The 25,110-nt window shown below is 64.6% G+C and carries 19 protein-coding genes and 1 tRNA gene; 9 read left to right on the forward strand and 11 right to left on the reverse strand.

Annotated elements, in window-relative coordinates:
- Positions 1–53: 53 nt before the first annotated feature.
- Both glmS and glmU read right to left on the reverse strand, forming a co-directional pair.
- Complete coding sequence (gene glmS, locus R5N89_RS09350; protein ID WP_110569094.1) at positions 54–1,877, reverse strand: glutamine--fructose-6-phosphate transaminase (isomerizing); 1,824 nt, start codon at positions 1,875–1,877, stop codon at positions 54–56.
- Complete coding sequence (gene glmU, locus R5N89_RS09355) at positions 1,877–3,244, reverse strand: bifunctional UDP-N-acetylglucosamine diphosphorylase/glucosamine-1-phosphate N-acetyltransferase GlmU (protein WP_110569095.1); 1,368 nt, start codon at positions 3,242–3,244, stop codon at positions 1,877–1,879. Before glmU ends, glmS begins: the two co-directional genes overlap by 1 nt.
- A 340-nt stretch (positions 3,245–3,584) precedes the next feature.
- On the opposite strand from glmU, the gene R5N89_RS09360 reads away from it, so the two are divergent.
- Entirely contained in the window at positions 3,585–4,265 is a 681-nt protein-coding gene (locus R5N89_RS09360; protein WP_110569096.1) for an HAD hydrolase-like protein, read from the forward strand.
- 6 nt (positions 4,266–4,271) lie between these two features.
- Here R5N89_RS09360 and gyrB read toward each other — a convergent pair whose 3' ends face one another.
- The 6 genes from gyrB to mutM form a co-directional block, all read right to left on the reverse strand.
- The gene (gene gyrB, locus R5N89_RS09365) at positions 4,272–6,740 is read right to left on the reverse strand and encodes a DNA topoisomerase (ATP-hydrolyzing) subunit B (protein ID WP_110569097.1); all 2,469 of its coding nucleotides are present in this window, start codon (positions 6,738–6,740) and stop codon (positions 4,272–4,274) included.
- 90 nt (positions 6,741–6,830) lie between these two features.
- Positions 6,831–7,955, reverse strand: a complete 1,125-nt coding sequence (gene recF / locus R5N89_RS09370; protein ID WP_110569098.1) for a DNA replication/repair protein RecF — start codon at positions 7,953–7,955, stop codon at positions 6,831–6,833.
- A gap of 22 nt (positions 7,956–7,977) precedes the next feature.
- Positions 7,978–9,102 carry a DNA polymerase III subunit beta gene (gene dnaN, locus R5N89_RS09375; RefSeq protein WP_110569167.1) on the reverse strand — a complete coding sequence of 375 codons (1,125 nt, stop codon included), beginning with the start codon at positions 9,100–9,102 and terminating at the stop codon, positions 7,978–7,980.
- A 108-nt stretch (positions 9,103–9,210) separates the two neighbouring features.
- A complete protein-coding gene (dnaA, locus tag R5N89_RS09380) occupies positions 9,211–10,671 on the reverse strand; it encodes a chromosomal replication initiator protein DnaA (protein WP_110569099.1) in 1,461 nt (486 codons plus the stop codon).
- A 367-nt stretch (positions 10,672–11,038) separates the two neighbouring features.
- Positions 11,039–11,308 carry a 30S ribosomal protein S20 gene (gene rpsT, locus R5N89_RS09385; protein ID WP_110569100.1) on the reverse strand — a complete coding sequence of 90 codons (270 nt, stop codon included), beginning with the start codon at positions 11,306–11,308 and terminating at the stop codon, positions 11,039–11,041.
- Positions 11,309–11,438: 130 nt separating this feature from the next.
- Positions 11,439–12,293 carry a bifunctional DNA-formamidopyrimidine glycosylase/DNA-(apurinic or apyrimidinic site) lyase gene (mutM, locus tag R5N89_RS09390; protein ID WP_110569101.1) on the reverse strand — a complete coding sequence of 285 codons (855 nt, stop codon included), beginning with the start codon at positions 12,291–12,293 and terminating at the stop codon, positions 11,439–11,441.
- Positions 12,294–12,322: 29 nt separating this feature from the next.
- On the opposite strand from mutM, the gene R5N89_RS09395 reads away from it, so the two are divergent.
- The 5 genes from R5N89_RS09395 to R5N89_RS09415 all read left to right on the forward strand — a co-directional run bounded on the left by R5N89_RS09395 (position 12,323) and on the right by R5N89_RS09415 (position 17,893).
- Positions 12,323–13,120 carry a class I SAM-dependent methyltransferase gene (locus tag R5N89_RS09395; protein WP_110569102.1) on the forward strand — a complete coding sequence of 266 codons (798 nt, stop codon included), beginning with the start codon at positions 12,323–12,325 and terminating at the stop codon, positions 13,118–13,120.
- Between the two features lie 2 nt (positions 13,121–13,122).
- Positions 13,123–14,349: a bifunctional phosphopantothenoylcysteine decarboxylase/phosphopantothenate--cysteine ligase CoaBC gene (coaBC, locus tag R5N89_RS09400; RefSeq protein WP_110569103.1), complete on the forward strand. Its 1,227-nt coding sequence runs from the start codon at positions 13,123–13,125 to the stop codon at positions 14,347–14,349.
- On the forward strand, positions 14,346–14,807 hold the full coding sequence (gene dut / locus R5N89_RS09405) for a dUTP diphosphatase (protein ID WP_110569104.1): 462 nt from the start codon (positions 14,346–14,348) through the stop codon (positions 14,805–14,807). The genes coaBC and dut overlap by 4 nt, the downstream gene beginning before the upstream one ends.
- A gap of 71 nt (positions 14,808–14,878) precedes the next feature.
- Complete coding sequence (locus tag R5N89_RS09410) at positions 14,879–16,522, forward strand: ABC transporter permease subunit (protein ID WP_208624687.1); 1,644 nt, start codon at positions 14,879–14,881, stop codon at positions 16,520–16,522.
- Positions 16,523–16,531: 9 nt separating this feature from the next.
- On the forward strand, positions 16,532–17,893 hold the full coding sequence (locus tag R5N89_RS09415; protein WP_110569106.1) for an AAA-associated domain-containing protein: 1,362 nt from the start codon (positions 16,532–16,534) through the stop codon (positions 17,891–17,893).
- Positions 17,894–17,944: 51 nt separating this feature from the next.
- On the opposite strand, the gene msrA is transcribed toward R5N89_RS09415, so the two are convergent.
- The 3 genes from msrA to R5N89_RS09430 all read right to left on the reverse strand — a co-directional run bounded on the left by msrA (position 17,945) and on the right by R5N89_RS09430 (position 21,702).
- Entirely contained in the window at positions 17,945–18,499 is a 555-nt protein-coding gene (msrA, locus tag R5N89_RS09420) for a peptide-methionine (S)-S-oxide reductase MsrA (RefSeq protein WP_110569107.1), read from the reverse strand.
- Between the two features lie 99 nt (positions 18,500–18,598).
- Positions 18,599–21,292 carry a valine--tRNA ligase gene (locus tag R5N89_RS09425; protein WP_110569108.1) on the reverse strand — a complete coding sequence of 898 codons (2,694 nt, stop codon included), beginning with the start codon at positions 21,290–21,292 and terminating at the stop codon, positions 18,599–18,601.
- Positions 21,293–21,628: 336 nt separating this feature from the next.
- Positions 21,629–21,702: transfer RNA gene (locus tag R5N89_RS09430), tRNA-Cys, on the reverse strand.
- A 182-nt stretch (positions 21,703–21,884) separates the two neighbouring features.
- Here R5N89_RS09430 and R5N89_RS09435 point away from each other — a divergent pair.
- From R5N89_RS09435 to R5N89_RS09445, 3 genes are all read left to right on the forward strand, one after another.
- Positions 21,885–22,571, forward strand: coding sequence for a protein-L-isoaspartate O-methyltransferase (locus R5N89_RS09435; protein WP_110569109.1), 687 nt, complete (start codon positions 21,885–21,887; stop codon positions 22,569–22,571).
- 92 nt (positions 22,572–22,663) lie between these two features.
- Positions 22,664–24,085: a TolC family outer membrane protein gene (locus R5N89_RS09440; protein ID WP_110569110.1), complete on the forward strand. Its 1,422-nt coding sequence runs from the start codon at positions 22,664–22,666 to the stop codon at positions 24,083–24,085.
- A 337-nt stretch (positions 24,086–24,422) separates the two neighbouring features.
- Positions 24,423–25,094 (forward strand): hypothetical protein, encoded by a 672-nt coding sequence (locus R5N89_RS09445; RefSeq protein WP_110569111.1) that lies wholly within the window; start codon positions 24,423–24,425, stop codon positions 25,092–25,094.
- Positions 25,095–25,110 lie beyond the last annotated feature (16 nt).

Genomic DNA, 25,110 nt, shown 5'->3' on the forward strand with positions numbered 1-25,110 from the left:
CTGTGCTGTTTCAGTCCTGCTGGCGGCGAGTGTGCCAGCGTGCCTGCGCGTGTCTATTCAACAGTAACGGATTTGGCCAGATTGCGCGGCTGGTCGACATCCGTGCCTTTGATCAGGGCCACCTCATAGGCCAGGATCTGCACCGGAATGGTCTGCAGGATGGGGGCGACGAACTCATCCACCGTCGGGATCGCCACCACGCATTCCGCGATCTCGCGCAGGCGGGGCGCGCCCGCCATGTCGGTAAACACCAGCAGGCGGCCGCCACGGGCCTTGGCTTCCTGCAGGTTGGACAGCGTCTTTTCAAACAGCGGCCCCGACGGCACGGTGGCCACGACCGGCACGGTGCTGTCGATCAGCGATATGGGGCCATGCTTCATCTCGCCCGCGGCATAGGCCTCGGCGTGGATGTAGGTGATTTCCTTGAGCTTGAGCGCCCCTTCGAGCGCTACGGGGAACATGGCGCCCCGCCCCAGATAAAGCACATCGCGCGCGCCCGCCACGATGGCGGCCATGCGGCGGATCTCGTCATGGCGCTCGAACACCTCGGTCGCCTTGCTCGGCAGGTCAAGCAGGTTGGTGACCATGCGTTCTTCCTGCGCGGCGTCAATCGTGCCGCGCGCGCGGGCAAAAGCGATGGTCAGGCACGCCAGCACCGAAAGCTGGGCGGTAAACGCCTTGGTGCTGGCCACCGAAATTTCGGGGCCTGCCACGGTGCCCAGCACGGCATCGCTTTCACGCGCCATGGTGCTCTGCTCCACATTGAGCACCGAGACGATATGCTGCCCTACAGCCCGCATGCCGCGCAGGGCGGCCAGCGTATCCGCCGTCTCGCCCGATTGCGAGATCAGCAGCCCCAGCCCGCCATGGGCCAGCGGCGGGTTGCGGTAGCGCATCTCGCTCGCCACGTCGATATCGACCGGCAGGCGGGCATACTGCTCGATCCAGTAACGCCCGATCATGCCCGCGTAGAAGGCCGAGCCGCAGGCGGTGATCACGGCGCGGGGAATGCTGGCCAGGTCAAACGGCAGGTCGGGCATCACCACGCGGCGGGTAGCGGGGTCGATCAGACGCTGGAGCGTCTGGCCGATCACCACCGGGTGCTCGTGCAGCTCTTTCTCCATGTAATGGCGGTAGCCATCCTTGCCCACCGAGGCCGCGATCAGCGCCGTCATCTTGACCGGACGCTCGACCGGGTTGCCCGCCATGTCAAAAAACGCGGCGCCAGCGGGGGTGATGACCGTCCAGTCGCCATCATCGAGATAGGCGATGCGGCGGGTGAGCGGAGCGAGGGCCAGGCTGTCGGAGCCGAGGAACATCTCGTTATCGCCAAAGCCCACCACCAGCGGCGCGCCATGCCGCGCGCCGATGACCATGCCGTCATGACCCGCGAAGATCATGGCCAGCGCATAGGCCCCTTCCAGCCGCCTGAGGCATTCATGCGCGGCCTCACGCGTGGAAAGGCCGCGCTGGAGGTGATAGTCGACCAGTTGGGCAATGGTCTCGCTATCGGTATCGGTCGAGAAGACCTGGCCTGCGGCCTCAAGCTCGCGGCGCAGTTCCTCGAAGTTCTCGATAATGCCGTTATGCACCACCGACACGCGTTCCGTGCCATGCGGGTGGGCGTTGTTCTCGGTCGGCGCGCCATGGGTGGCCCAGCGCGTATGGCCGATGCCGGTCACACCCGGCAGCGGCAGGCGCGCGAGCAGCGTGGCAAGGTGGTCGAGCTTGCCCGCAGCCCGGCGGCGCTCGACATGGCCATGCTCAAGCGTTGCGATGCCAGCGGAATCATAGCCGCGATATTCCAGCCGCCGCAGGGCATCGAGAATGACCGGCGTGGCCTGATTGCTGCCAACAACCCCTACAATGCCACACATCAGCCCTGTTCCTTCCTGTTCTTCAGCCGCTGGCGGAACACGCTGGCATAACCCGCCTTGTTCGCCTGCCGTGCCCGGCCAATGGCCAGGGCATCATCCGGTACGTCATGCGTAATCACGCTGCCCGCTGCCGTAATCACCCCTTTACCCAACCGCACGGGGGCGACAAGCACCGAATCCGACCCGATGAAGCTTTCGGCCCCGATTTCCGTGCGGTGCTTGAACACGCCATCATAATTGCACGTAATGGTGCCCGCGCCGATATTGGCCTTTGCCCCCACGGTGGTATTGCCCAGATAGGTCAGGTGGTTGGCCTTGGCGCCTGCGCCAAGCGTGGTGGCCTTGAGTTCCACGAAGTTGCCCACGCGCGCGCCCTGCCCCACATCCGTGCCCGGACGCAGGCGGGCATAGGGGCCGATCTGGGCATCAGGCCCAACCGTTGCCCCCTCAATGTGCGAAAACGCATGAATTTCCGTGCCGCGCCTGACATGCACGCCCGGCCCGAACACCACATGGGGATGCACCACCGTATCAGGCTCGAACACCGTATCGGCGCACAGGAACACGGTATCGGGAGCCACAAGGGTCGTGCCGCCTGCCATGGCGGCAAGGCGCAGGCGGGCCTGCACGCAGGCTTCGGCCTGGGCCAGTTCGGCGCGGGAATTGATGCCGCGCAGTTCATCCTCAGGTGCTACAACAGCGCGCACCTTGCGCCCTTCGGCCACCGCGCGCGCCACCACATCGCCCAGATAGTATTCGCCCTGCGCGTTCTTATTATCAATTTCACCAAGCCAGCGGCGGAAATCGGCGGCATCGGCGCACAGCACGCCCGCGTTGCACAGACCGATGGCACGCTCGGCGGGCGTAGCATCCGCCCATTCCACAATCCGCTGCACCAGCCCGTCACGCTTGACCACGCGGCCGTAGCGGGCGGGATCAGCCGGTTCCATGGCCAGCAGGGCGAGGCCCGTGTCATCACTGCGGCGCCGGGCCAGCAGGGCGCGCATGGTGCCCGGCGTAATCAGCGGGTTATCGCCATACAGCACCGCGACATCGCCCGTGCCAAACGCGGCCTCGGCCTGGCGGGCGGCATGGCCCGTGCCCAGGCGGTCGTGCTGCACCACCACCGCGTGCGGCGCGGCAAGGGCTGCCACGTCATCCATGCCCGGCCCGGCGACGACAACGATCTGGTCAAACACTTCGGCTGCGTTATCAATGAGGTAGCGCAGCATGGGCTGGCCCGCGAGCGGATGCATGACCTTGGGCCGCTCCGATTTCATGCGCGTGCCGCGACCCGCCGCCAGAATAACGGCAGTCGACATGGGCGAAGCGGAGGCGGACGAGGCAGTCTCTGTGTCGGTGTTCATGGCAGTGTGCGGGTACTCCGCACCTGACTGCCCTGTCAAACCCTTATCCATGCAGGGGCGCATCACTTCAAATGTCTGAGTGCTACGATGTTGCCACGAAAAAATAATACCCTGATCAAAAACATAAAATTTTATGATCCATCATTTTCCAACAGACATTCCTGCTGAGATTTCTTGAAAAAAGGCAGGCCAGAAATACCCTGGAATCATATAAAGTTTTCAAAGGCAGCGCTCAAAAACTTTTCTTTTTTATCAATGACCTGTTCTCAGACAATCTCTTATGACTTGCACGACATTGCACGGTGAGGCTTCCTCAACGCCAGACAGTCACAAGGCGTTCATGATGACATCATCCCTTCCCCGTCTGGCAGTTTTTGATATGGATGGCACGCTGATCGACAGCCTGCCCGATCTTGCAGCGTGTGCCGACTGGCTGCTGTCGCAATACGGCCTGCCGGGCATAACACCCGAGGCGGTGCGCCCGATGATTGGCGATGGCGTGGCCGTGCTGGTCAGTCGCCTGCTCGACCACGCAGGTCCTGCCGCAGCCCGCATCGACCGCCCCGAGGCCACTGCCCGCTACATGGCCCGTTACACCCCGCATTCAACCGACCGCTCCCGCCCTTTTCCCGGCACGGTCGCGGCACTGACGGCCTTGCACGAGGCCGGCTGGCACATGGCGGTGTGCACCAACAAGCCCGTGGTGGCGGCGCGGCATATCCTCAAGGTCATGGATCTGGAAAAATGGTTTGTCACTGTGGGCGGGGGCGACAGCTTTGGCGTGCGCAAGCCCGACCCACGCCACCTGCTGGGCACCATTGAACAGGCAGGGGGCACCCCGGCCCGCGCCATCATGACCGGCGACCACCATAATGACGTGGCCTGCGCCCTGGGCGCGCATGTGCCCGTCCTGTTCGCCCGTTGGGGTTACGGGCGGCCGGAAATGGAAGCCGGGGCCACGGTGGGCGCCGATTCCATAACCGAAGTGCCGCATCTGGCAGGCGAACTGGTGCCTGCCTGAGCCCGATCACACGTCGAGATTGGCGACCTTGAGCGCATTGCCCACGATGAAGTCACGGCGCGGTTCAACCACATCGCCCATCAGGGTGGAGAAGACCTGCGCCGCGTTTTCAATGTCACCTACCTTGACCTGAAGCAGCGTGCGCATGGCGGGGTCGAGCGTGGTTTCCCACAACTGTTCGTCATTCATCTCGCCCAGGCCCTTGAAGCGGTTGATCGACAGGCCCTTGCGGCCCTGCGCCAGAATCCGCTCGTACAGCGAGGCCGGGCCGTGGAAGGGGTGCGGCGTGCCATCGAGCACAAGGCTGACAGGTCCGGCAAAATCCTTCACCAGCCGCTCATGGCGCTCGGCCAGCCAGCGCACTTCCGCGCTGCGCAGGGTGGTGGCTTCAAGGCGATAGACCTCGCCCACGCCGCGCACGCTGCGCGCCATTTCCAGCCCGCTTTCGCCTGCGGCCACCTTCCACCCACGCTCGGTGGGCGGCGAAATGGCATCAAGCCGCGCCTGCAGGTCCACAACGCGCTCTGGCACCGTGTTCAGGTCCGGGCGCAGCACGCCCGCAATGGCCGCCTGCTCCAGAATCCATACCGGCACGCGGGCCGACAGGCGCGAGAGCGCGCGTGTTACGTCACGGATGAAGTGCACGTCCGTCCGCATGGCCTCGCCCTGCACCTCGCGCCCATCGGCATAATGCAGCGCGGCATTGGCCAGCGCCTTGTCGAGCAGGTAGGATTCAAGGGCCGCGTCATCCTTGAGGTAACGCTCGTCATTGCCGCGCTTGGCGCGGTACAGCGGCGGCTGGGCGATATAGAGGTACCCGTTCTCGATCAGTTCGGGCATCTGGCGGAAGAAGAAGGTCAGCAGCAGCGTGCGGATGTGCGAGCCATCCACGTCGGCGTCGGTCATGATGACAATGCGGTGATAGCGCAGTTTCTCGATCGAGAAGCCACCATGTTCCACATCACCCCGCCCGATGCCGGTGCCGAGCGCCGTGATCAGCGTGCCGATTTCAGCCGAGCCGAGCATGCGGTCAAAGCGCGCGCGCTCCACGTTCAGGATCTTGCCCTTGAGCGGCAGGATCGCCTGAAAGCGCCGGTCGCGCCCCTGCTTGGCCGTGCCACCTGCCGAGTCACCCTCGACGATGAACAGTTCGGACTTGGCCGGGTCGCGCTCCTGGCAATCCGCGAGCTTGCCGGGCAGCGAGGAAATATCAAGCACGCCCTTGCGCCGGGTGAGTTCACGCGCGCGCCGCGCCGCCTCACGCGCGGCTGCGGCATCCATCACCTTGGCCACGATGTGGCGGGCTTCCTTGGGGTGGGTCTCGAACCAGTGGGAAATCATGTCGGCAGCAGCGGCATGCACCACCGGCTGCACTTCAGACGAGACCAGCTTGTCCTTGGTCTGCGATGAGAATTTGGGGTCAGGCACCTTGACCGAGAGCACGGCGGTCAGGCCCTCGCGCATGTCCTCGCCGTTCAGGGCATGGCTTTCCTTTTTGGTGGCGTTGGCCTCGGCATAGCGGCCCACCACGCGGGTCAGCGCCTGGCGGAAGCCCGCAAGATGCGAGCCGCCATCGCGCTGCGGAATGTTGTTGGTGAAGCAGAGCATGGTTTCATGGAAGCTGTCGTTCCATGTCAGCGCGAACTCGACCTTGATGCCGTTTTCCTCGTTCTGGAGGCTGCCGGTAATGGGCGGGTTGACGATGGCGGTCTTGCCCTGATCGAGCCATTCCACAAAGGCGCACAGGCCACCCTCGTAATAGAATTTTTCCTCCCGCGCGGGTTCATGCCGCTCATCGCGCAGCACGATCCTGAGCCCGGAATTGAGGAAGGCAAGTTCGCGCAGGCGGCGCTCGAGAATCGGGAATTCGAACTCCACCTTGGCAAAGGTCTCGGCACTGGGCTTGAAGGTGACCTGCGTGCCGCGCGGCTCGCTGCTTTCACCCACCACGCGCAGCGCCTCGTCACGCTCGCCGCCCTGAAAGCGGATGACATGCTCCTTGCCATCGCGCCAGATGCGCACTTCCATCCACTCGGACAGGGCATTGACCACCGCGGCACCCACGCCATGCAGCCCACCGGAGACCTTGTAGGAATTCTGGTTGAACTTGCCGCCCGCATGCAGCTTGGTCAGCACGACTTCCGCCGCACTCACCCCTTCCTCATGGTGCATGCCGGTGGGGATGCCGCGCCCGTCATCGCGCACGGTCACGCTGCCATCGCCATTGAGGGTGACGACGCAGCCGGTGGCGAAACCGGCCTGCGCCTCATCCACCGCGTTATCAATGATTTCGAAGGCCATGTGGTGCAGGCCCGAGCCATCGTCGGTATCGCCAATATACATGCCGGGGCGCTTACGCACCGCATCCAGCCCCCGCAGCACCGAGATGGATGCCTCATCATAATCAGGCGCGGGCGCTACAGTGCCCTTGGCCTCGGCATCGTGTTTCTGATCGGGACTGGATTGATCGGACATGCCGGCAGATGCTCCACAGCGGATAACAACAAAATATCAGAATGCATTATAGCCCCAACCGCCCGGCGTAACCAGCATTCCCCACGCAAATCAGGCCTCATGGGCAAGATTACCCGCGCCTGGTGTCTCGAATGCGGCACGGCCACGCAGGGGCGCGAACTGTTCGGCGTCCGTTCCGGTCAGGAACACGCCCGTGCGCATGCGGCCCACGGCGCGGAACAGGGCCTGCCTGCGGGCTTCATCCAGATGCACCAGCGGCTCATCGAGCAGAAGCATGGGCACCTGCCCCCGGCACGCGGCAAGGATGCGCGCATGTGACAGCACGATGCCCAGCAGCAGCGCCTTCTGCTGGCCCGTGCTGGACAGGGCGGCCGCGCGCCCACTCACCCTATCAGCCAGCGCAAGCCCGGTGCGGTGCGCGCCAAATCGGCTGCCGCCGCGCTGGCGGTCAATGCCGCGCGTGCCCGCGATCTGCCCGGCCAGCCAGTCCTCCACCGCAAGGGCTGGCTGGGTGGCCAGATGGGCGGCAATATCGCATTCCAGTTCCAGCCGGGCGGCTGGAAAACCATCAGCGAGTGCCTGTTCATCGGTATTGAGGCGGCTGACCATGTCCATCCGCGCAGCAACGGTGGCCACCGCATGGCGGGCCATGGTGTGCTCAAGGGCGGCAAGCCAGGCGGGATCAGGATTACGCTGGGTCAGCAGGCGGCTGCGCTGGGCCATGGCGCGGTCGTGGGCTGCGAGTTCACGGGCATGGCCGGGCTCAAGCGCCTGCACCAGCCGGTCGAGAAAGCGCCGCCGCCCGCCTGCCCCTTCCTGGAACAGCCGGTCCATCTGCGGCGTGATCCATACGGCCGAGAAGTATTCGCCCACGCCATCGCGGTTGCGCAAGACCTGCCCATCAACCCGGAACACCCGGCGCTCGGGCCGCAACGGGTCTGCCCCTGTTGCGAGTTGAACGGACAGGGCTTCATCCCCGTCCATCGCCTCCACCTGTGCTGCAACCCCCCACAGGCTCGCGCCATGCCGGGGCAGTTCATCCATGCGCGCGCCGCGCAGGCCACGACCGGGAACGAGCAGCGACACGGCCTCAAGCAGATTGGTCTTGCCGCTGCCATTCGGCCCGGTAATGACCGTAACCGGCTGCGCCGGCTGCCATGACAGGCGGCGGTAGTTCCGGAAATCCGTCAGCGTCAGCCGGGTTATACAGGCCATGCTGCCGTAATGAGAGGTGCGCTCAAACGCGCATGGGCATCAGCACGTACAGCGCCGAGGGGCTGTCCACATCGCGCACGATGGTCGGGGCGGAACTGTCGGAAAATGCGAATTCCACTTCCTTTTCCACCTGATCGGTAATGTCGTTCAGGTAACGGGCCTGAAAGCCGATCTCGATGGGCGGCGCGTCATAGGACACGTGGTTCTCATCAAGTTCTTCAGTGGCCGAGCCCTGATCCTGGCTGGCGGCGGACAGGGTGAGCAGGTTATGGGCCATGCTCAGCTTGACCGGGCGCGAACGCTCCTGGCTGATGGCCGCGACGCGGGCCACCGCATCGGAGAAGATCTTCTTACCCACGCGCAGGATGCGGTCATTGCCGTGCGGAATCACCCGCTCATATTCAGGGAACGTGCCATCAATCAGCTTGGACGTGAGCGTGATGTTGCCGATGGTGAACTGGATGCGGGTATCGGACAGGGCGACGTCAACCTGCTCCGGCCCTTCATCAAGCAGCTTGCGCAGTTCACCCACGGTCTTGCGCGGCACGATCACGCCGGGCATGCCCTCGCTGCCCGGCGGCAGTTCGGTCTCGACACGCGCAAGGCGGTGGCCATCGGTCGCCACCGCGCGCAGCACCGGCCCGGACTCGCCTTCGGCTACATGCAGGAAAATGCCGTTGAGGTAGTAGCGCGTCTCCTCGGTGGAGATGGCGAAGCGCGTGCGGTCGATCAGGCCACGCAGCACCTGGGCCGGAATGCTGAATTCATGTGGCAGGCTGCCAGCCATCATGGAGGGGAAGTCATCCACGTCGAGCACGTTGAGGCTGGTGGCAAAACGCCCCGCCCGCAGGCCCAGCGGCGCATCACCCCCGGCATGGTCGAACTCGACCTGCGCGCCATCGGGCAGCTTGCGCACGATTTCGTACAGCACGGCAGCCGGCGCCGTGACCGCACCATCACGCAGCGTTTCCGCCGCCATGCCCTCGACCACGGCAATTTCCATGTCGGTGGCGGTCAGCGTCATCGCGCCATCGGTGACATTGATCAGCACATTGGCCAGGATGGGGATGGTATTGCGCTTCTCGGCAACGCTCTGGATATGGGCCAGTGCCTTGAGCAGCGTTACGCGGTCAGCCTTCAACTTCATCGGTACGATATCCTCCACATCCCGAAGCACCCGGAAAAGCACAAAACGGGGGAGACCTGTCTAGCAGCCTGAAGCAACAGCGGTAAAGGGGCGGAGGCGGGAAATGCGTCAGGTCTCGAGCATACGGCGCAGCAGTTCCACGTCCTCGGCAAAGGCGGGGTCCTGCGCCATGAGCTGCTCCACCTTGGTCACGCCATACATGACGGTGGTGTGGTCACGGTTGCCAAACTTGCGCCCGATCTCGGGGTAGGAACGGCTGGTCAGCTGCTTGGCGAGGTACATCGCCACCTGGCGCGGCCGCGCCACGGCCCGGCCCCGGCGGGCGGAGAACATGTCGGTCAGGCGCGTGTTCCAGTGCTCGGCCACCTTGCGCTGGATTTCCTCGATGGTCACGCGCCGGTCATGCGCCTTGAGGATGTCGTGCAGCACGTCCTGCGTTGCTTCCAGCGTGACAGGGCGGCCAAACAGGTTGGCATGCGCGATCAGGCGGTTGAGCGCGCCCTCAAGCTCGCGCACGTTCGACGTAATCTTGTGCGCAAGGAATTCCAGCACCTTGGCCGGCACCACAACGCCAGAGGCCGCGGCCTTGGCCTCAAGGATCGAGATGCGCAGTTCAAACGTGGTGGCATGGATATCGGCCACCATGCCGCAGCCAAGGCGGGTGCGCAGCCGGTCTTCAAGCCCCGACAGGTCGGAGGGCGACTTGTCGGCCGAGACCACGATCTGCCGCCCGGCGTCAACCAGCGCGTTGAAGGTGTGGAAGAATTCGTCCTGCGTGTTGTCCTTGCCGATGAGGAACTGCAGGTCATCGATCATCAGCACGTCAACCGAGCGCAACTGGTCCTTGAACTCGAGCGTGGACTGCGAGCGGATGGCCCCGATGAAGCGGTACATGAACTTCTCGGCCGACATATAGGCCACCGAGACCTTGCCGCCACGCAGCAGTTCCGCGCCGATGGCGTGCATGAGATGGGTCTTGCCCAGACCCACGCCGCCATACAGGAACAGGGGGTTGAAACCGGGGCTGGACGGGCGCTCGGCCACGCGGCGGGCGCAGGCATAGGCAAACTCGTTGGGTTTGCCCACGATGAAGGTATCAAACGTAAAGCGCGGCTCAAGCGGGGCGGCGAGGTCACTGCGCACCTCGGCCTGGCGCGGGCTTTCAGTCGCCGCGGGGGCAACCGCGGGCGCTGCAGGTTCGTTCGGAGCGGCCGCAGCCGGGGCCGGGACGGCCTCCTGCGCATCGGCACCGGGGGCAGGCTGGGCAGTGGGGCGGGCTACCTGCAGTTCCACCCGGCGGATGGCGGGCACTTCGGCATGCCACAGCGCGCCGAGCCGGTCGCCGTACTGCCCGCGCACCCAGTCGCGCAGGAAGCGCGTGGGCAGGTAGAGGGTGATCTCGTCCTCCTCCACCGGGCCAACCGTGATCTGGCGCAGCCAGGTGCGGTATTCGACCTCACCCACCTCGGCCTTCAGCCGTTCGCAGATGCGCGACCAGTGGATGGCGAGCACACTTTTCTGCGCGTTGGCTTCCGCAACCGCGTCGTAGCCTTCCAGTCCGCCCGTCATATCTGCTCCCCGCCACATGGGGCACGAAAAGGACACCGCCCGCGCGCATGTCCCTGCCGTAACCCCGCTCCATTCCACCACCCCGCGCCACCGGCCCCTTGCCTACAGGACAGGCCACAAGCCGTGCCATCGGCACGACCCACAGCCCGACCCTATCGGCCAGGACCACCGATGACGCTGGAATTATCCCCATAATTTAGAGCACGGAATCGGGCGAAGCAACGGGAATCTGCCCCGGTTCCGCCAAAACCCGTTCACACCCGCAAGATGCGAATAATAAAAAAAGGCCGCCGCCGCCAATAATGGCAGCGAACGACCTCCTTTATTACTTCCAGCCTTCTTTCAGATGAAAGAAACCAGCCGTATCTTACGCAGCAGCGATGGACTTGATACGGGCGGACAGGCGGGAAAGACGACGGGCAACCGTGTTGGCGTGAAGGACGCCCTTGCCAACGGCGCGCTGCATTTCGGGCTGTGCCTCACGCAGGGCAACCACGGCGTCGTCCTTCTTGCCGGTGGCGATCGCGGTTTCAACCTTCTTCACGAAGGTGCGCACGCGGGAAAGGCGCGCGGTGTTGCGGGCGTTGCGGCGTTCGTTCTGACGGATGCGCTTGCGCGCGGATGCTGTATTGGCCATTGCTCTCAGTTCATCTGCATAAATCAGGTTACGGCGGTCCGCCACCCGATCGTGCGGACATCCCATATCAGGCTGGCGATCTAGTCCACCCTGACCGTATTCGTCAAGACAAGTCTTTGCCTAAATCGTCTCATGCCTCCTGCAATCGGGGGCAGAAGAAGCTTGAACGCCCCGACTGGGTGATGCGTTCCACCCCATCGCACGCAGGCGGGCCGGGGCAATCGGGGCATCCCAGCCCCTCGCGCCCATAGACGCGCCATGCATGCTGGAAATAGCCGAGTTCCCCATCGGGTTGCACATAATCACGCAGGCTTGAGCCGCCTGCGGCAATCGCTTCCTCCAGCACGGCGCGGACCTCGGTGGCCAGTTCATCATATTCCGCGGCACTGATCTCGCCTGCGGCCCGCGCGGGGTGGATGCGCGCGCGGAACAGCGCCTCGGACACATAAATATTGCCAAGCCCCGCCACCACGCGCTGGTCCAGCAGCAGCGCCTTGATGCTCGTGCGCCGCCCGCGCCCCTTTGCCGCCAGCCACGGGCCATCAAAGCGGTTGCCCAGCGGCTCGGGGCCCATGCCCGCCAGCAGGCGGTGACCTTCCACGCCCGCCGCCGGCACCAGGTCAACCATGCCGAAGCGGCGCGGGTCCACCAGCCCGCAACGGGCCCCTTCCCCGGTTTCGATCACCAGATGCTCGTGCAGGGCGGGCGGCGCCGCACGCTCGGCTTCCGTAGGCCGCGAGAGCAGCACGCGCCCGGACATGCCCAGATGCAGCACGACCACCATCCCGCCCGAAAGGGTGATGAGGATATATTTCCCCCGCCGGGCGAATCCATTGATCCGCCGGCCTTCCAGCGCCTGGGCCAGACCGGGGGGAAACGGCCAGCGCAGCCCCGTATGGTGCGTGCTGGCGCTAGAAATAGTGTGACCTTCAAGATGCACTCGCATCCCGCGCATCACAGTTTCAACTTCAGGGAGTTCCGGCATGGCCTCATCTGGGGTTATACCTGTGCATCATGACCGACAATAGCCAGCCATACCATCCCTCCCCTTCCGCCGGCCGTCCCGATGACCGCCATGCGGATACCACCGATTTCGGCTTCCGCGATGTGCCATTGCGCGAGAAGAAATCCATGGTGCGCGAAGTCTTTGACAGCGTGGCCTCCAAATACGACGTCATGAATGACGTGATGTCGCTGGGCATTCACCGCGCGTGGAAAAAGATTTTCGTCAACGAACTCGCCCCCCACCCCGACCTGTCGCTGCTCGACCTGGCAGGCGGCACGGGCGATATCTCGTTCGGCTGGCTGCGCGGTGGCGGCGGGCCTGCCATCCTGTCCGACATCAATGTGAGCATGCTCACGGTGGGCCGCAACCGCGCCATGGAGCGCGGGCTGGTATCGGGCCTGAACTTCATGGCCGTCGATGCCGAGGCCATTCCGCTGGCCGACAATTCCGTGGACCGTGTCTCCATCGCCTTCGGCCTGCGCAACTGCACCGACAAGCTGCAGGTGCTGCGCGAGGCGCATCGCATCCTGCGGCCGGGCGGGCGGTTCCTGTGCCTTGAGTTCTCACGCGTGCAGGTCGCGGCCTTCGCGCCCGTATATGATGCCTGGTCCTTCCACGTGCTGCCGCGCATGGGCGCAGCCATCGCGGGCGACCGCGAGAGCTACCAGTACCTCGCCGAGAGCATCCGCATGTTCCCCGATCAGGAAACGCTGGCTGACATGATGCGTGAGGCGGGGCTTGAGCGCGTGTCCTACCAGAACCTCTCGGGCGGGATCGCGGCCATCCATTCCGGCTGGAAGATCTAGGAGTGGCACGGACAGACCGTTCTGTCCTGCTGGTGGTGTGTGGGGGAATCGCCGCCTACAAGGCGCTCGAGCTCATCCGCAGGCTCAGGGAACACGACATCCGCGTGCGCACGGTGCTGACCGAAGGCGGCGCCCGATTCGTAACACCCCTTTCGCTTCAGGCCCTGAGTGGCGAGCGCGTGTTCAGCGACCTGTTCTCCCTGACCGATGAAAGCGAGATGGGCCATATTGCGCTATCGCGCAGCAGCGACCTGATCGTGGTCTGCCCCGCCACTGCCGATATTCTGGCCCGCATGAGCGCGGGTCTGGCCGATGACCTCGCCACCACCGTGCTGCTGGCCACTGATGCGCCGGTGCTGGCCGCGCCCGCCATGAACGTGCGGATGTGGCAGCACCCCGCGACACAGGCCAACATCGCGACCCTTGCGGCGCGTGGCGTGGAATTTGTCGGCCCCGAAACCGGCCTCATGGCATGCAACGAGCACGGGCCGGGGCGACTGGCCGAGCCCTCCTCCATCCTTGCCGCCATCATGGCCCGGCTGGAGGGCGCGCAGCCGCTTGCAGGCCGCCGCGCGCTGGTCACCGCAGGCCCCACCCATGAGCCGATCGACCCGGTGCGCTATCTGGCCAACCGCTCATCGGGCACGCAGGGCTATGCCATTGCGCGCGCGCTGGCGGCGGCCGGGGCCGACGTGACCCTGGTCAGCGGCCCAACCACCCTGCCCGACCCGCCGGGCGTGCGCACCATGCGCGTCGAGACGGCACGCGCCATGCTGGCGGCGTGCGGGCAGGCCCTGCCGTGCGACATTGCCGTCTGCGCCGCTGCCGTGGCGGACTGGCATGTGGATGAAACCCCGCAGAAGATCAAGAAAGCTGCAGGCCAGCCCCCTCCCGAACTGCGCCTTGTGCCCAACCCCGACATTCTGGCCACGCTGAGCCAGCCCTCTCCCACGCGGCCAGAACTGGTGGTGGGCTTTGCCGCCGAGACGGAACGTGTGGTCGAACACGCCACCGCCAAGCGCCTGCGCAAGGGCTGCGACTGGATCGTGGCCAATGATGTCAGCCCTGAAAGCGGCATCATGGGCGGCGCTGAAAACGAGATCGACCTGATCGATGCCACGGGTTGCGAACACTGGCCCCGGCTGGACAAGACGCAGGTGGCGCAGCGCCTCGTCGCCCGCATCGCCGCCTTTTTCAACTCCCCGCATGTTGACGGACACACTTCATGAGCCTTTCCCCCCTACCCATTCAGGTCAAGCGCCTGGCCCACGCGCATGACCTGCCCCTGCCCGCCTATGCCACTGAAGGGGCTGCTGGCATGGACCTGCTCGCTGCCGTGACCGAACCGCTGAGCATTGCGCCGGGTGGCCGCGCGCTGGTGCCCACGGGGCTGTGCGTGGCGCTGCCGCGTGGCTATGAACTCCAGATCCGCCCGCGCTCGGGGCTTGCGCTCAAGCATGGCGTGACCCTGCCCAACGCGCCGGGCACGATTGATGAGGATTATCGCGGCGAGATCGGCATTATCGTGATGAATGCAGGCGATGCGCCCTTCGTGGTCGAGCGTGGCATGCGCATCGCCCAGGGCGTGCTCGCCCCCGTGATGCGTGGCGAGTGGGTGGAATATGCCGAGCTTGATGAAACCACCCGTGGCGCGGGCGGCTTTGGCAGTACGGGCACGGCAGGGTGAGCACGGGCGGTCAACCGGGAAACCTGCGCGCCCGCCCCAATATAGCGGACCTGCTCGGCCTGCTTGCCATCATGGCGGGTGCGGTCGTGGTGGCTACGGCGGGCCGCCACATGCTCGTGCCCATTCCCGCAAGCGAAGCCGGGACCATCCATCTCAGCCCGGCCTACCTGCCCGGCTATGCCGTGCGCACCACGCTGCGCATGTTCGCAGCCCTTGCGGCGTCGCTGGTGTTCACCTTCACCTATGCCGTCTGGGCCGCCAAGAGCAAACGGGCGGGACAGGTGCTGGTGCCGCTGCTGGATGTTTTGCAGTCGGTGCCCATTCTGGGCTTTCTCACCTTTACGGTCATTTTCTTTCTCGGGCTGTTTCCGGGGCGGATGATGGGGGCCGAACTTGCCGCCATCTTCACCATCTTCACCAGCCAGGCATGGAACATGGCCTTCGCCATGTACCAGTCGCTGCGCACCGTACCGCCTGACCTGGAGGAAGCCGCCCGCTGCTTTGGCCTCACGCCATGGCAGCGCTTCTGGCGGCTGGAAGTGCCGTTCGCCATTCCCGCGCTGGTGTGGAACACCATGATCTCGATGTCGGGCGGGTGGTTCATGGTCGTCTATTCCGAGACGATCACGGTCGGCAATACCGACATCGCCCTGCCCGGCATCGGCTCCTATGTGGGCGTTGCGATCGAGCAGCGGAACCTTGCGGCCATTTTCTATGCCATCGTGACCATGCTGGCCGTGATCCTGGCCTATGACCAGCTTCTGTTCCGCCCGCTCGTGGCATGGTCGGCCCGTTTCCAGACCGATGACGGCGCGACCCTTGCCACGCCTGACCCGTGGGTGCTGGTGCTGCTGCGCCGCACGCACCTGCTGCGCCGCTTCTGCCTGCGCGTGGGCGATGGCATGACGCGCATCGGCTGGCTTGCCCTTGGCCCGCGCCCCTCCGCCCCGGCGCGCGCGCTTATCCCTCCCCGCCTGATGGATGCGGCCTGGATTGCCGGGATTATCCTGTGTGCCCTCACCCTGGGGTGGAAAACATGGACCTTCTCCCTCACCCATTACAGCACGGGGCAGGTGCTGCATGTCATGGCGCTCGGCGGGCTGACGCTGCTGCGGGTCATGTTTACGGTGCTGGTGGCCTCGGTGATCTGGGTGCCTGCGGGGATCTGGCTGGGTCTTTCGCCCCGGCGGGCGCGGCATGCGCAGATGGCGGCACAGTTCATGGCCGCCTTCCCGGCCAACCTGTTCTTTCCACTCGTCGTGGTCGCGATCGTGCACTGGCATCTGAACAGCAATATCTGGCTGACCCCGCTCATGCTGCTGGGCACGCAGTGGTATATCCTGTTCAATATCGTGGCCGGGGCCTCGTCCTATCCCGGTGACCTGCTCGAGGCGGCGCGCAACTTCCACGTCAAAGGCTGGCTGTGGTGGCGGCGCGTGATGCTGCCGGGCATCATGCCCTATTTCATCACCGGCGCGCTGACCGCATCGGGCGGGGCATGGAATGCCGCCATCGCCACCGAGGTGGCCAGCTGGGGCGACACCACCCTGAGCGCGCAGGGGCTTGGCGCCTATATTGCCCACGCCACCGTAGCGGGCGCGACCGATCAGGTGGGGCTGGGCATGGCGGTCATGGCGGCCTTCGTGCTGCTGCTCAATCGCGCCGTGTGGCGCCCGTTATCCAATTATGCCGCCCGGCATTACACTTTTGACTGAGAGCGCCTGATGCCGCAGCAAGCCGCCACCCCAACCCCGAAGCAGACCGGCACCGAACTTGTCCGGATCGTCAACTGCCGCCAGGCCTACCCCAAGGAAAGCGCGACTGACCTCGTGGTGCTCGATGGCGTGAACCTGAGCATCCGCAGTGGCGAGATCGTGGGGCTGCTGGGCCGCTCGGGATCGGGCAAGTCCACCCTGCTGCGCATTATCGCGGGGCTGTTGCCGCCTACCGCCGGGGAGGTGATCTGGAAAGGCAAGCGGCTGGAAGGGCCGGCTGCGGGTATTTCCCTGGTGTTCCAGTCCTTTGCGCTCTTCCCGTGGCTGACGGTGCAGAAAAACGTGGAACTCGGGCTGGAGGCGCAGGGCGTGGCGCCTGCCGAGCGTGAGAAACTGGCGGAAGACGCGATCCACCTGATCGGGCTGGGCGGGTATGAAAATGCCTACCCCAAGGAACTGTCGGGCGGGATGCGCCAGCGCGTGGGGCTGGCGCGCGCGCTTGTGGTGCGGCCTGACCTGCTGCTGATGGATGAGCCGTTTTCCGCACTTGACGTGCTGACGGCGGAAAACCTGCGCACCGACCTTGTTGAACTGTGGGCGGAGAAGAAACTGCCCATCCAGTCAATCCTGCTGGTCACCCACAATATCGAGGAAGCGGTGCTGATGTGCGACCGCATCCTGATTTTCTCCTCCAACCCCGGCCGGGTGGCCTATGAGCTTCAGGTGCCCTTCGAGCACCCGCGCAACCGCGAGGACATGGCCTTCCGCCAGTTCGTGGACCGGATCTATGCGCTCATGACGCGGCGCGCGCCGGTCGTGTCGGAAGCGGACATGACCGACCCGGATATGCGGCATGTCCAGATCTCGGCTGATGCCGTGGCGCTGCCAGCCCTGCCGATGAACACCATCGTGGGCATGATGGAAACGCTGGCCGCCGACCCGCTGCATGGCCGCGCCGACCTGCCGCTGCTCGCCAGCCGCCTGCAGCTTGAGCTTGATGACCTGTTCCCCTTGGGCGAATCCCTGCAACTGCTGGGCTTTGCCGAGCTGGAGGATGGCGACATCCTGCTCACGCCCGAGGGCATGCGCTTTGTGCAGAGCGAGCACGACATCCGCAAGCACATCCTGTGGCAGAGCATGCTGCACAACATTCCCATGGTGCGCACCATCCGCGCCGTGCTTGACGAGCGCCCCAATCACCGCGCCAGCGCCGAGCGCTTCCGTGATGAACTTGAAGACAGCATGTCACCCAACTATGCCCGCCAGACGCTCCAGACCCTGATCGGCTGGGCGCGCTATGCGGAACTGTTCGATTTTGATGAGGAAGCCGACCAGCTTTTCCTGGATGATGACCCGACGGATCGTGGCTGAATGCGGCCTGTTGAAGCTTTTTGAAAAAAGCTTCAACAAAACCTTTCCTCTTTAACCAGCGGTATCTACCAGCCGGTCCCGGAACAGGCGGCGCATCTTGGCGATCTTGGGCGGGATGACCGCGCTGCAATACGGGTTGCCGGGGTTACGGGCAAAATAGTCGCGGTGATAATCCTCGGCAGGCCAGAAGTACTCCAGCTTCGCGATTTCGGTCACGATCGGGTTGGGCCAGACATGCTGGGCCGCGATTTCATCCCGTATGGCGTAAGCCGTCTTTTCCTGCGTCGCATCCTGCCAGAAAATGGCCGAGCGATACTGCGTCCCCACGTCATTGCCCTGCCGGTTGGGCGTGGTGGGGTCGTGCATGACAAAGAAAATGCGCAGCAGGTCCGCGCATGAAAGCTCGGTGGGGTCGAACATCACGCGCACGACCTCGGTATGCCCGGTGCGGCCCGTGCAGACCTGCTCATAGGTGGGGTTGGGGGTATGGCCGCCTGCGTAACCCGGCTCAATCGCCTGCACGCCACGCAGTTCCTTGAACGGCGCTTCAATGCACCAGAAGCAACCCCCACCAAGCACCAGTGTCTCCAATGCGTTTGCGGTCATGGTGGCTGCCTTCCCTCAGTTAACGTGAAGCTTTTTCAAAAAGCTTCGAAAGAACGCCGCCCTTTTAAAAAAAAGCGGCGCCCATAAATTTCTGTTCCGTCAAGCAATCCGTGCAAGCGCTGCCTGCAGCCGCACGCGCTCTGCCTGGAACGCTTCCAGCCGCTCGCGGTTTTCGGCCACGACTTCCGGCTTGGCGCGGGCGACGAAATCGGCATTGCCCAGCTTGCGCTCGACCTTGGCAATCTCGCCATCCACCTTGGCGCATTCCTTTTCCAGCCGCTGGCGCTCAACGCTCAGGTCAATGATCCCGGCCAGCGGAATGACCAGCGTTGCTTCATCCACAACAAGCTGGGCGGCCCCCTGCGGCATCTCGCCTTCAAGCGCCTGCACTTCGGACACGCGGGCCATGCGGCCAATCGCTTCCGCCCATTTGGCGGCCCGCGCCACCGTGGTGGCGGAGGCATCACGCAGCAGCACGGGGGCAAGGCGCGAGGGCGGCACGTTCATTTCCGAGCGCACGGTGCGGATGGCGGAAATGAAACGGATCAGCCATTCCATCTCATCGCGCGCGTCCTTCGCCCCTTCCAGATGTTCGGGCTGCGGCCACGGCGCGGTGATGAGCGACCCCTCGCCGCCAAAGCCGAAATGCTGCCACAGCCGGTCGGTCATGAACGGGGTGACGGGCTGGAGCAGGCGCAGGATGGTGCCCAGCACATGGGCGGCCACCGCGCGGGTCTCGACGGCCTCCGCCGTGTCACCCGCAGCAAAGACCGGCTTGGCCAGTTCAAGGAACCAGTCGCAGAAGCAGTTCCACACAAAGCGGTAGCAGGCACCTGCATATTCATCGAAGCGGAAGGATTCCAGCGCCTTGCTCGCCTCTTCCACCGCCTGCGCCAGTTCGGCGAGTATCCACCGGCCCAGTGGAGAGCGCACGGAGGCCGGGCTGAAACCTGCAACCGGGGCCACGCCGTTCATCTCGCAAAAGCGCGCGGCATTCCAGATCTTGGTGATGAAGGAGCGGTATTCCTCCACCTTCTTTGGGCCCAGCTTCACGTCACGGCCAAGACCGGTAAGCGAGCAGATGCAAAAGCGCATGGCATCCGCGCCGTAGCTGTCGATCATCTCCAGCGGGTCAATGCCGTTGCCCTTGGACTTGGACATCTTCTGCCCGCGCTCGTCACGCACCAGCCCGTGGATGAACACCTGCCGGAAGGGCACATCCTTCATGAAGTGCAGGCCCATCATCATCATCCGCGCAACCCAGAAGAAGATGATGTCAAAGCCCGTGACCAGCACATCGGTGGGGTAGTAGCGCGCGAGCTCCGGTGTCTGCTGCGGCCAGCCCAGCGTGGAGAACGGCCACAGGGCGGAGGAGAACCATGTGTCAAGCACGTCCTCATCGCGCGTCAGCACCATGTCCTGCCCGTAATGGGCGCGGGCCTGGCTGGCGGCATCGGCTTCATCATGGGCGACGAACACATGCCCATCGGGGCCATACCAGGCGGGGATGCGATGCCCCCACCAGAGCTGGCGGCTGATGCACCAGGGCTGGATGTCGCGCATCCAGGCGTAGAAGGTATTTTCCCACTGCTTGGGCACGAATTCGATCTTGCCGGTTTCAACCGCCTCGATGGCGGGGCCGGCAAGGGTCTTGGCATCGCAGTACCACTGCGTGGTCAGGCGCGGCTCGACCACGGCGCCGCTGCGCTCGGCATGGGGCACCTGATTGGTGTGCGGCTCGATCTTTTCCAGCCATTCCAGCCGCTCAAGCTCGGCCACCATGGCCTTGCGCGCCTCATCACGCGGCATGCCGGCCAGCGTGCGCACGAAGGCGGGGTCGGCCAGCCCTTCTTCCGCGCGGAGTTCGCCCTCGATCTCGGCCAGGGTGATGCGGGCTTCCTCATCAAGCACGCTGGGCATGTCGAGCTTGTGCCGACGGCCCACCTCGAAATCGTTGAAATCGTGCGCGGGCGTGATCTTGACCGCGCCGCTGCCCTTGGTGGGGTCGGAATGTTCATCGGCCACGATGGGGATGCGGCGGCCGGTCAGCGGCAGGATGACGTTCTTGCCCACGAGGTCGGCAAAGCGTTCGTCCTCGGGGTGCACGGCCACGGCCATGTCGCCAAGCATGGTCTCAGGGCGGGTGGTGGCGACCGTGATGGTGCGGCCCGGCTGCCCCTCGACAGGGTAGCGGATATACCACAGGCTGCCCCGGCTCTCGCGGTTATCAACCTCAAGGTCGGAGATGGCGGAGCGGAAGGCGGGGTCCCAGTTGACGAGGCGGCGGTCGCGGTAGATCAGCCCCTCGCGGTAGAGGGTGACGAACACCTCTTTCACCGCATCCGACAGGCCATCATCCATGGTGAAGCGCTCGCGCTGCCAGTCGAGCGAGCCGCCAAGACGGCGGAGCTGCTTTGTAATGCCGCCGCCGGATTCGGCCTTCCACTCCCACACGCGCTCGACAAAGGCGTCGCGGCCCATTTCCTGGCGCGATGTGCCTTCCTTCTGCAGCATGCGCTCAACCACAAGCTGGGTGGCGATGCCCGCATGGTCGGTGCCCGGCTGCCACAGCGTGTCGCGCCCCTGCATGCGGCGCCAGCGGATGAGCGTGTCCTGCAAGGTCATGGTCAGGGCGTGGCCGATATGCAGCGTGCCCGTGACGTTGGGGGGCGGAATCATGATGGTATAGGGCTTTGCCGCGCTATCGGGCCGGGCGCTGAACGCGCCACTGGCCTCCCACAGGGCATAGAGGGAGGTTTCTGTCCCGGCGGGGGAGAACGACTTGTCAAGCATCACGAAAAACCAGATCCACCATAATCAGACGCAGGGCAGGACAACGCGCCCAGCCATGGGCAGATATACCCCAAACCGGCGCGAAGGGAACGCCTGCCCCCGTAATCTTTGTGCCGGGAGGCGGATCATGTGCTGATGGAGGATGCAGCAGGGCCTGAATGACGCATCAGTCAGGATCGATACCCCCGACCTTATTGTCGATACCCCCACAAATACCCCCAACATGCCTGTCATTCGGCATTTTTCCCTACCATCGGCTGTCACAGCCAGAGGGAAGAAAACGGCAGATTTTCGGGGGTTGTATCAACCATTATTTCTTCCCGCTCAGGGAAGGATTGGAGGTCTGGGCGGGAATCGAACCCACATTCGCGGATTTGCAGTCCGCTGCATCACCATTCTGCCACCAGACCTTAACGGTGCAGGGGGTATATCCGCTGAAATGCCGCTCAGGTCAAGCCGTTGTGTGCGGCGTTCCTGTTGTTTCCCGATCAAAGCGGCGCATAAATACAAAAAAAAGCCGGGAAAAATTTTGCCCGTCCGGCCGGGTTGCGGCTTCAGCATCCTGCGGGGCAGCGTGTTTCAAGGAAACGTTATGGACAGGACAGACCCCGATTACGCGCCACTCGATTTCGTTGCCGCCCGGCAGCGCATGGTCGATGCCCAGATTCGCCCCTCGCAGGTGGGCAATGCCACGATTATCGCCGCCATGCGCGCCGTGCCACGTGAACGCGCCGTGCCTGATGCGCTGCGGGCCTTCGCCTACTCCGACCAGAACCTGCCACTGGGCGAAGGACGCTACCTGACCGAGCCACGGGTGACGGGGCGCATGCTGCAGGTGGCCGACCTGCGCCACGGCGAGCGGGTGCTGGTTGTTGCGGCTGGCACGGGCTACCTCGCGGCCCTGCTGGGCGCGATGGCGCTTGAACTGCATGTCACCGCCCTCGAATCGGACCCACGGCTGGCCACCATGGGCAAGGCCCTGTGCGCCACCTGCGCGCCCGGCGTGCAGTGGTGCGATGGGCCGCTGGTCAAGGGCGCGCCAGCCTCGGCGCCGTATGACCTGATCTTTATTGATGGCGCGGTGCGCACGGTGCCGCAGGCCATTGTGGATCAGCTCGCGCAGGGCGGGCGCATCATCGCCCCCATCTGCCCGGCATCGGGCGTGACCTCGGTCAGCCGCATCGCCGCGACAGTGCAGGGCAGCGCGGTGCAGCCGCTGTTCGAGGCAGCCGTGCCCATGCTGCCTGAACTGGCCCCTGCCCCCGCCTTCGTGTTCTAGCCGGTTAACCCGCACGCAACCTCCTGCGGCTAAGACTGGCCGGGGCGGGCCATCATGGTTCCGCCTGGCATATCAGGCTGGCAGGGGCGGACATGAAGGGAAACTGGGCGATCGGGGCGGGAAGCGCCGCCCTTCTGTGCAGCGGCACGGCGCTGGCGCGCATGCCGCAGGCAGTGGAGGAACCGCGCACGCTGGATGCGGCCCTTGCCGCGGCCTATCTGGGCAACCCGGTGCTGCGGCAGGAACGCGCCACCCTGCGCGCGACCGATGAGCAGGTGCCCCAGGCGCTGGGCGGCTGGCGCCCCACCATTACGGGCACGGCGAGCATGTCCTATTATTCCGGCCTGATGCGCATGGAGCCCTCAGCGGGGGAAAGTGGCTATGCCCGCCGGTATGACAGCCCCGGATATTCCGGCGGGGTCAGCATCTCGCAGCCCATCTATACCGGCGGCAAGACCACGGCTGGCACGCACAAGGCGCGCCATGCGGTCATGGCCGAGCGCGCGCGGCTGATCGCGGCGGAGGAGCAGGTCTTCTCCGATGTGGTCAACGCCTATGTCAATGTGGTGGAGGATGAGCAGATCCTGCGCATCGACATCAACAACGAACAGGTTTACGCCGCCCAGCTTCACGCCACCGAACTGCGCGCGCATGGCGGCGAGATCACCCACACCGATGTGGCCCAGGCGGCAGGTGCCCTGGCCAATGCCCGCGCCGTGCGGCAACTGGCCGAAGGCACCCTGCAGGCCGATCGCGCCACCTACCGGCAGGTTGTGGGGGTTGACGCACCCGATGATCTGGCCCCGCCCCAGCCCCTTGTCCTGCCGCTCCATACCGAGCAGGACGCCATGACGCAGGCCGTGCAGAACAACCCCGACGTGATTGGCGCCCTGTTTGACGAGGCGGCGAAAAAAGATGCCGTAGGCGTGGCCTTTGCCGCCCTCATGCCCACGGTCAGCGCGCAGGCGGCCTATATGCATGGCATCAATCAGGATGAAGGCCGCTCGCTCAACGATAACAAATATGCCCTCGTCAACGCCTCCATGCCGCTTTATCAGGGCGGGGGCGAATATGCCGCCGTGCGCATGGCCCGCCAGCAGGCCAATGAGGCCAGCCATACGGTGGATGTAAAGCGCCGCGCCGCCGTGCAACTCGCCGCGGCAAGCTGGCAGCGCATGCAGGCCAACCGCGCCGCGATAGAAAGCAACCGCGCCGCCGCCGAGGCCGATGCCGCCGCCCTGCATGGCATGCAGCGGCAGGTCATGGTCGGCACCACCTCAACGCTTTCCGTGCTGCAGCAGCAGGAAACCCTGCTCCAGGCCCAGATTGCGCTGGTGCGCAGCGCGGGCAATCTTGTGATCTCGTCCTATCAGGCCACCGCCGCCATCGGTCGGCTGACCGCGCGTGACCTGAACCTTGACGTGCCGCTTTATGATGAACGCGCCTATTACCGCGCCGTGCATGACCGGCTGTGGGGCATCAGCGATTACGCCACCAACCAGCCGGGGCGGTAGGCGCGCAGGCCACCGGGGCCTGTGCGCCATGTGCATCAATATTTACGGAGGCGGCGTTATTGGAAGTTTTTTGAAAAAAGCAGGCCAGCGCCTGAATGCGGTACGGCGACTTCATCCATGACGGACATGCAGCAGGAAGTTGCGGCAAACACGATCACAATGATGCGAATACCGCCCCATCGCACCAACCTGTTAACGCCAGAAAACAGGGTGGGGTCTTATCTTCATGCGGCATCAGCGGGCAGGCCCGGACAACACAGCCATCCGATTTTTCCTGTGGGGTTGACTGCGCGGTGTCTGTTACATGAGGCAATATTGATCGACCGACAGGAAACCTATGAAAAAGTTCCTCCTGTGCCTGAGTGTTCTGGGTATGGCCGGATGCGCTGCCAATCCATCGAATATCAGCGCACAATATATCGACCCCGAACCCTTCATGCGCCAGAGTTGCGCCCAACTGGCCCAACTGGACCAGAAGGATACGCAAAACCTCGCCTCCGCCGAAATGCATCAACGCCGCATGCACCAGTCCGATGCATGGGGGGTGGCCCTGATCGGCGTGCCCGTGGGCAGCGCAGGCGGTGACAGGCACAAGGAAATCGGTCAGCTGAAAGGCGAGCTTGAGGCCATTCACACCGTCGAGCACGGCAAGAACTGCATCGGTCGCTATTCTCCCACCAATTATGATTCTACCGGAACCATCACCGTGCCGCCCCGCTCCGCTTCTGACAGCGATCCGACCTATGGCTATCGTAATACGGGCACCGTCGCGCCTTCAGCCACTACGGGTTACCCGCCCCTGCAAACCACCCCGACGGATGTCAGCACAGGCACAGGCACAGGCACAGGCACAGGCATCACAACCGGTTCCATGCCTGCGCAGGAAGGGCTTTCCGCGCCCGGCGCACTTAGCGCACCCAGCCATGCCCCCACCTATACCGCGCCGCATTATGTGGTGCCGCCCGCGGGCTATACCGCGCCATCCTATTCGGGCAATCCGTTCCAGTAACGACCTGCCCCGTGCC

Source organism: Komagataeibacter sucrofermentans DSM 15973, from assembly GCF_040581405.1.
Lineage (GTDB): Bacteria > Pseudomonadota > Alphaproteobacteria > Acetobacterales > Acetobacteraceae > Komagataeibacter > Komagataeibacter sucrofermentans.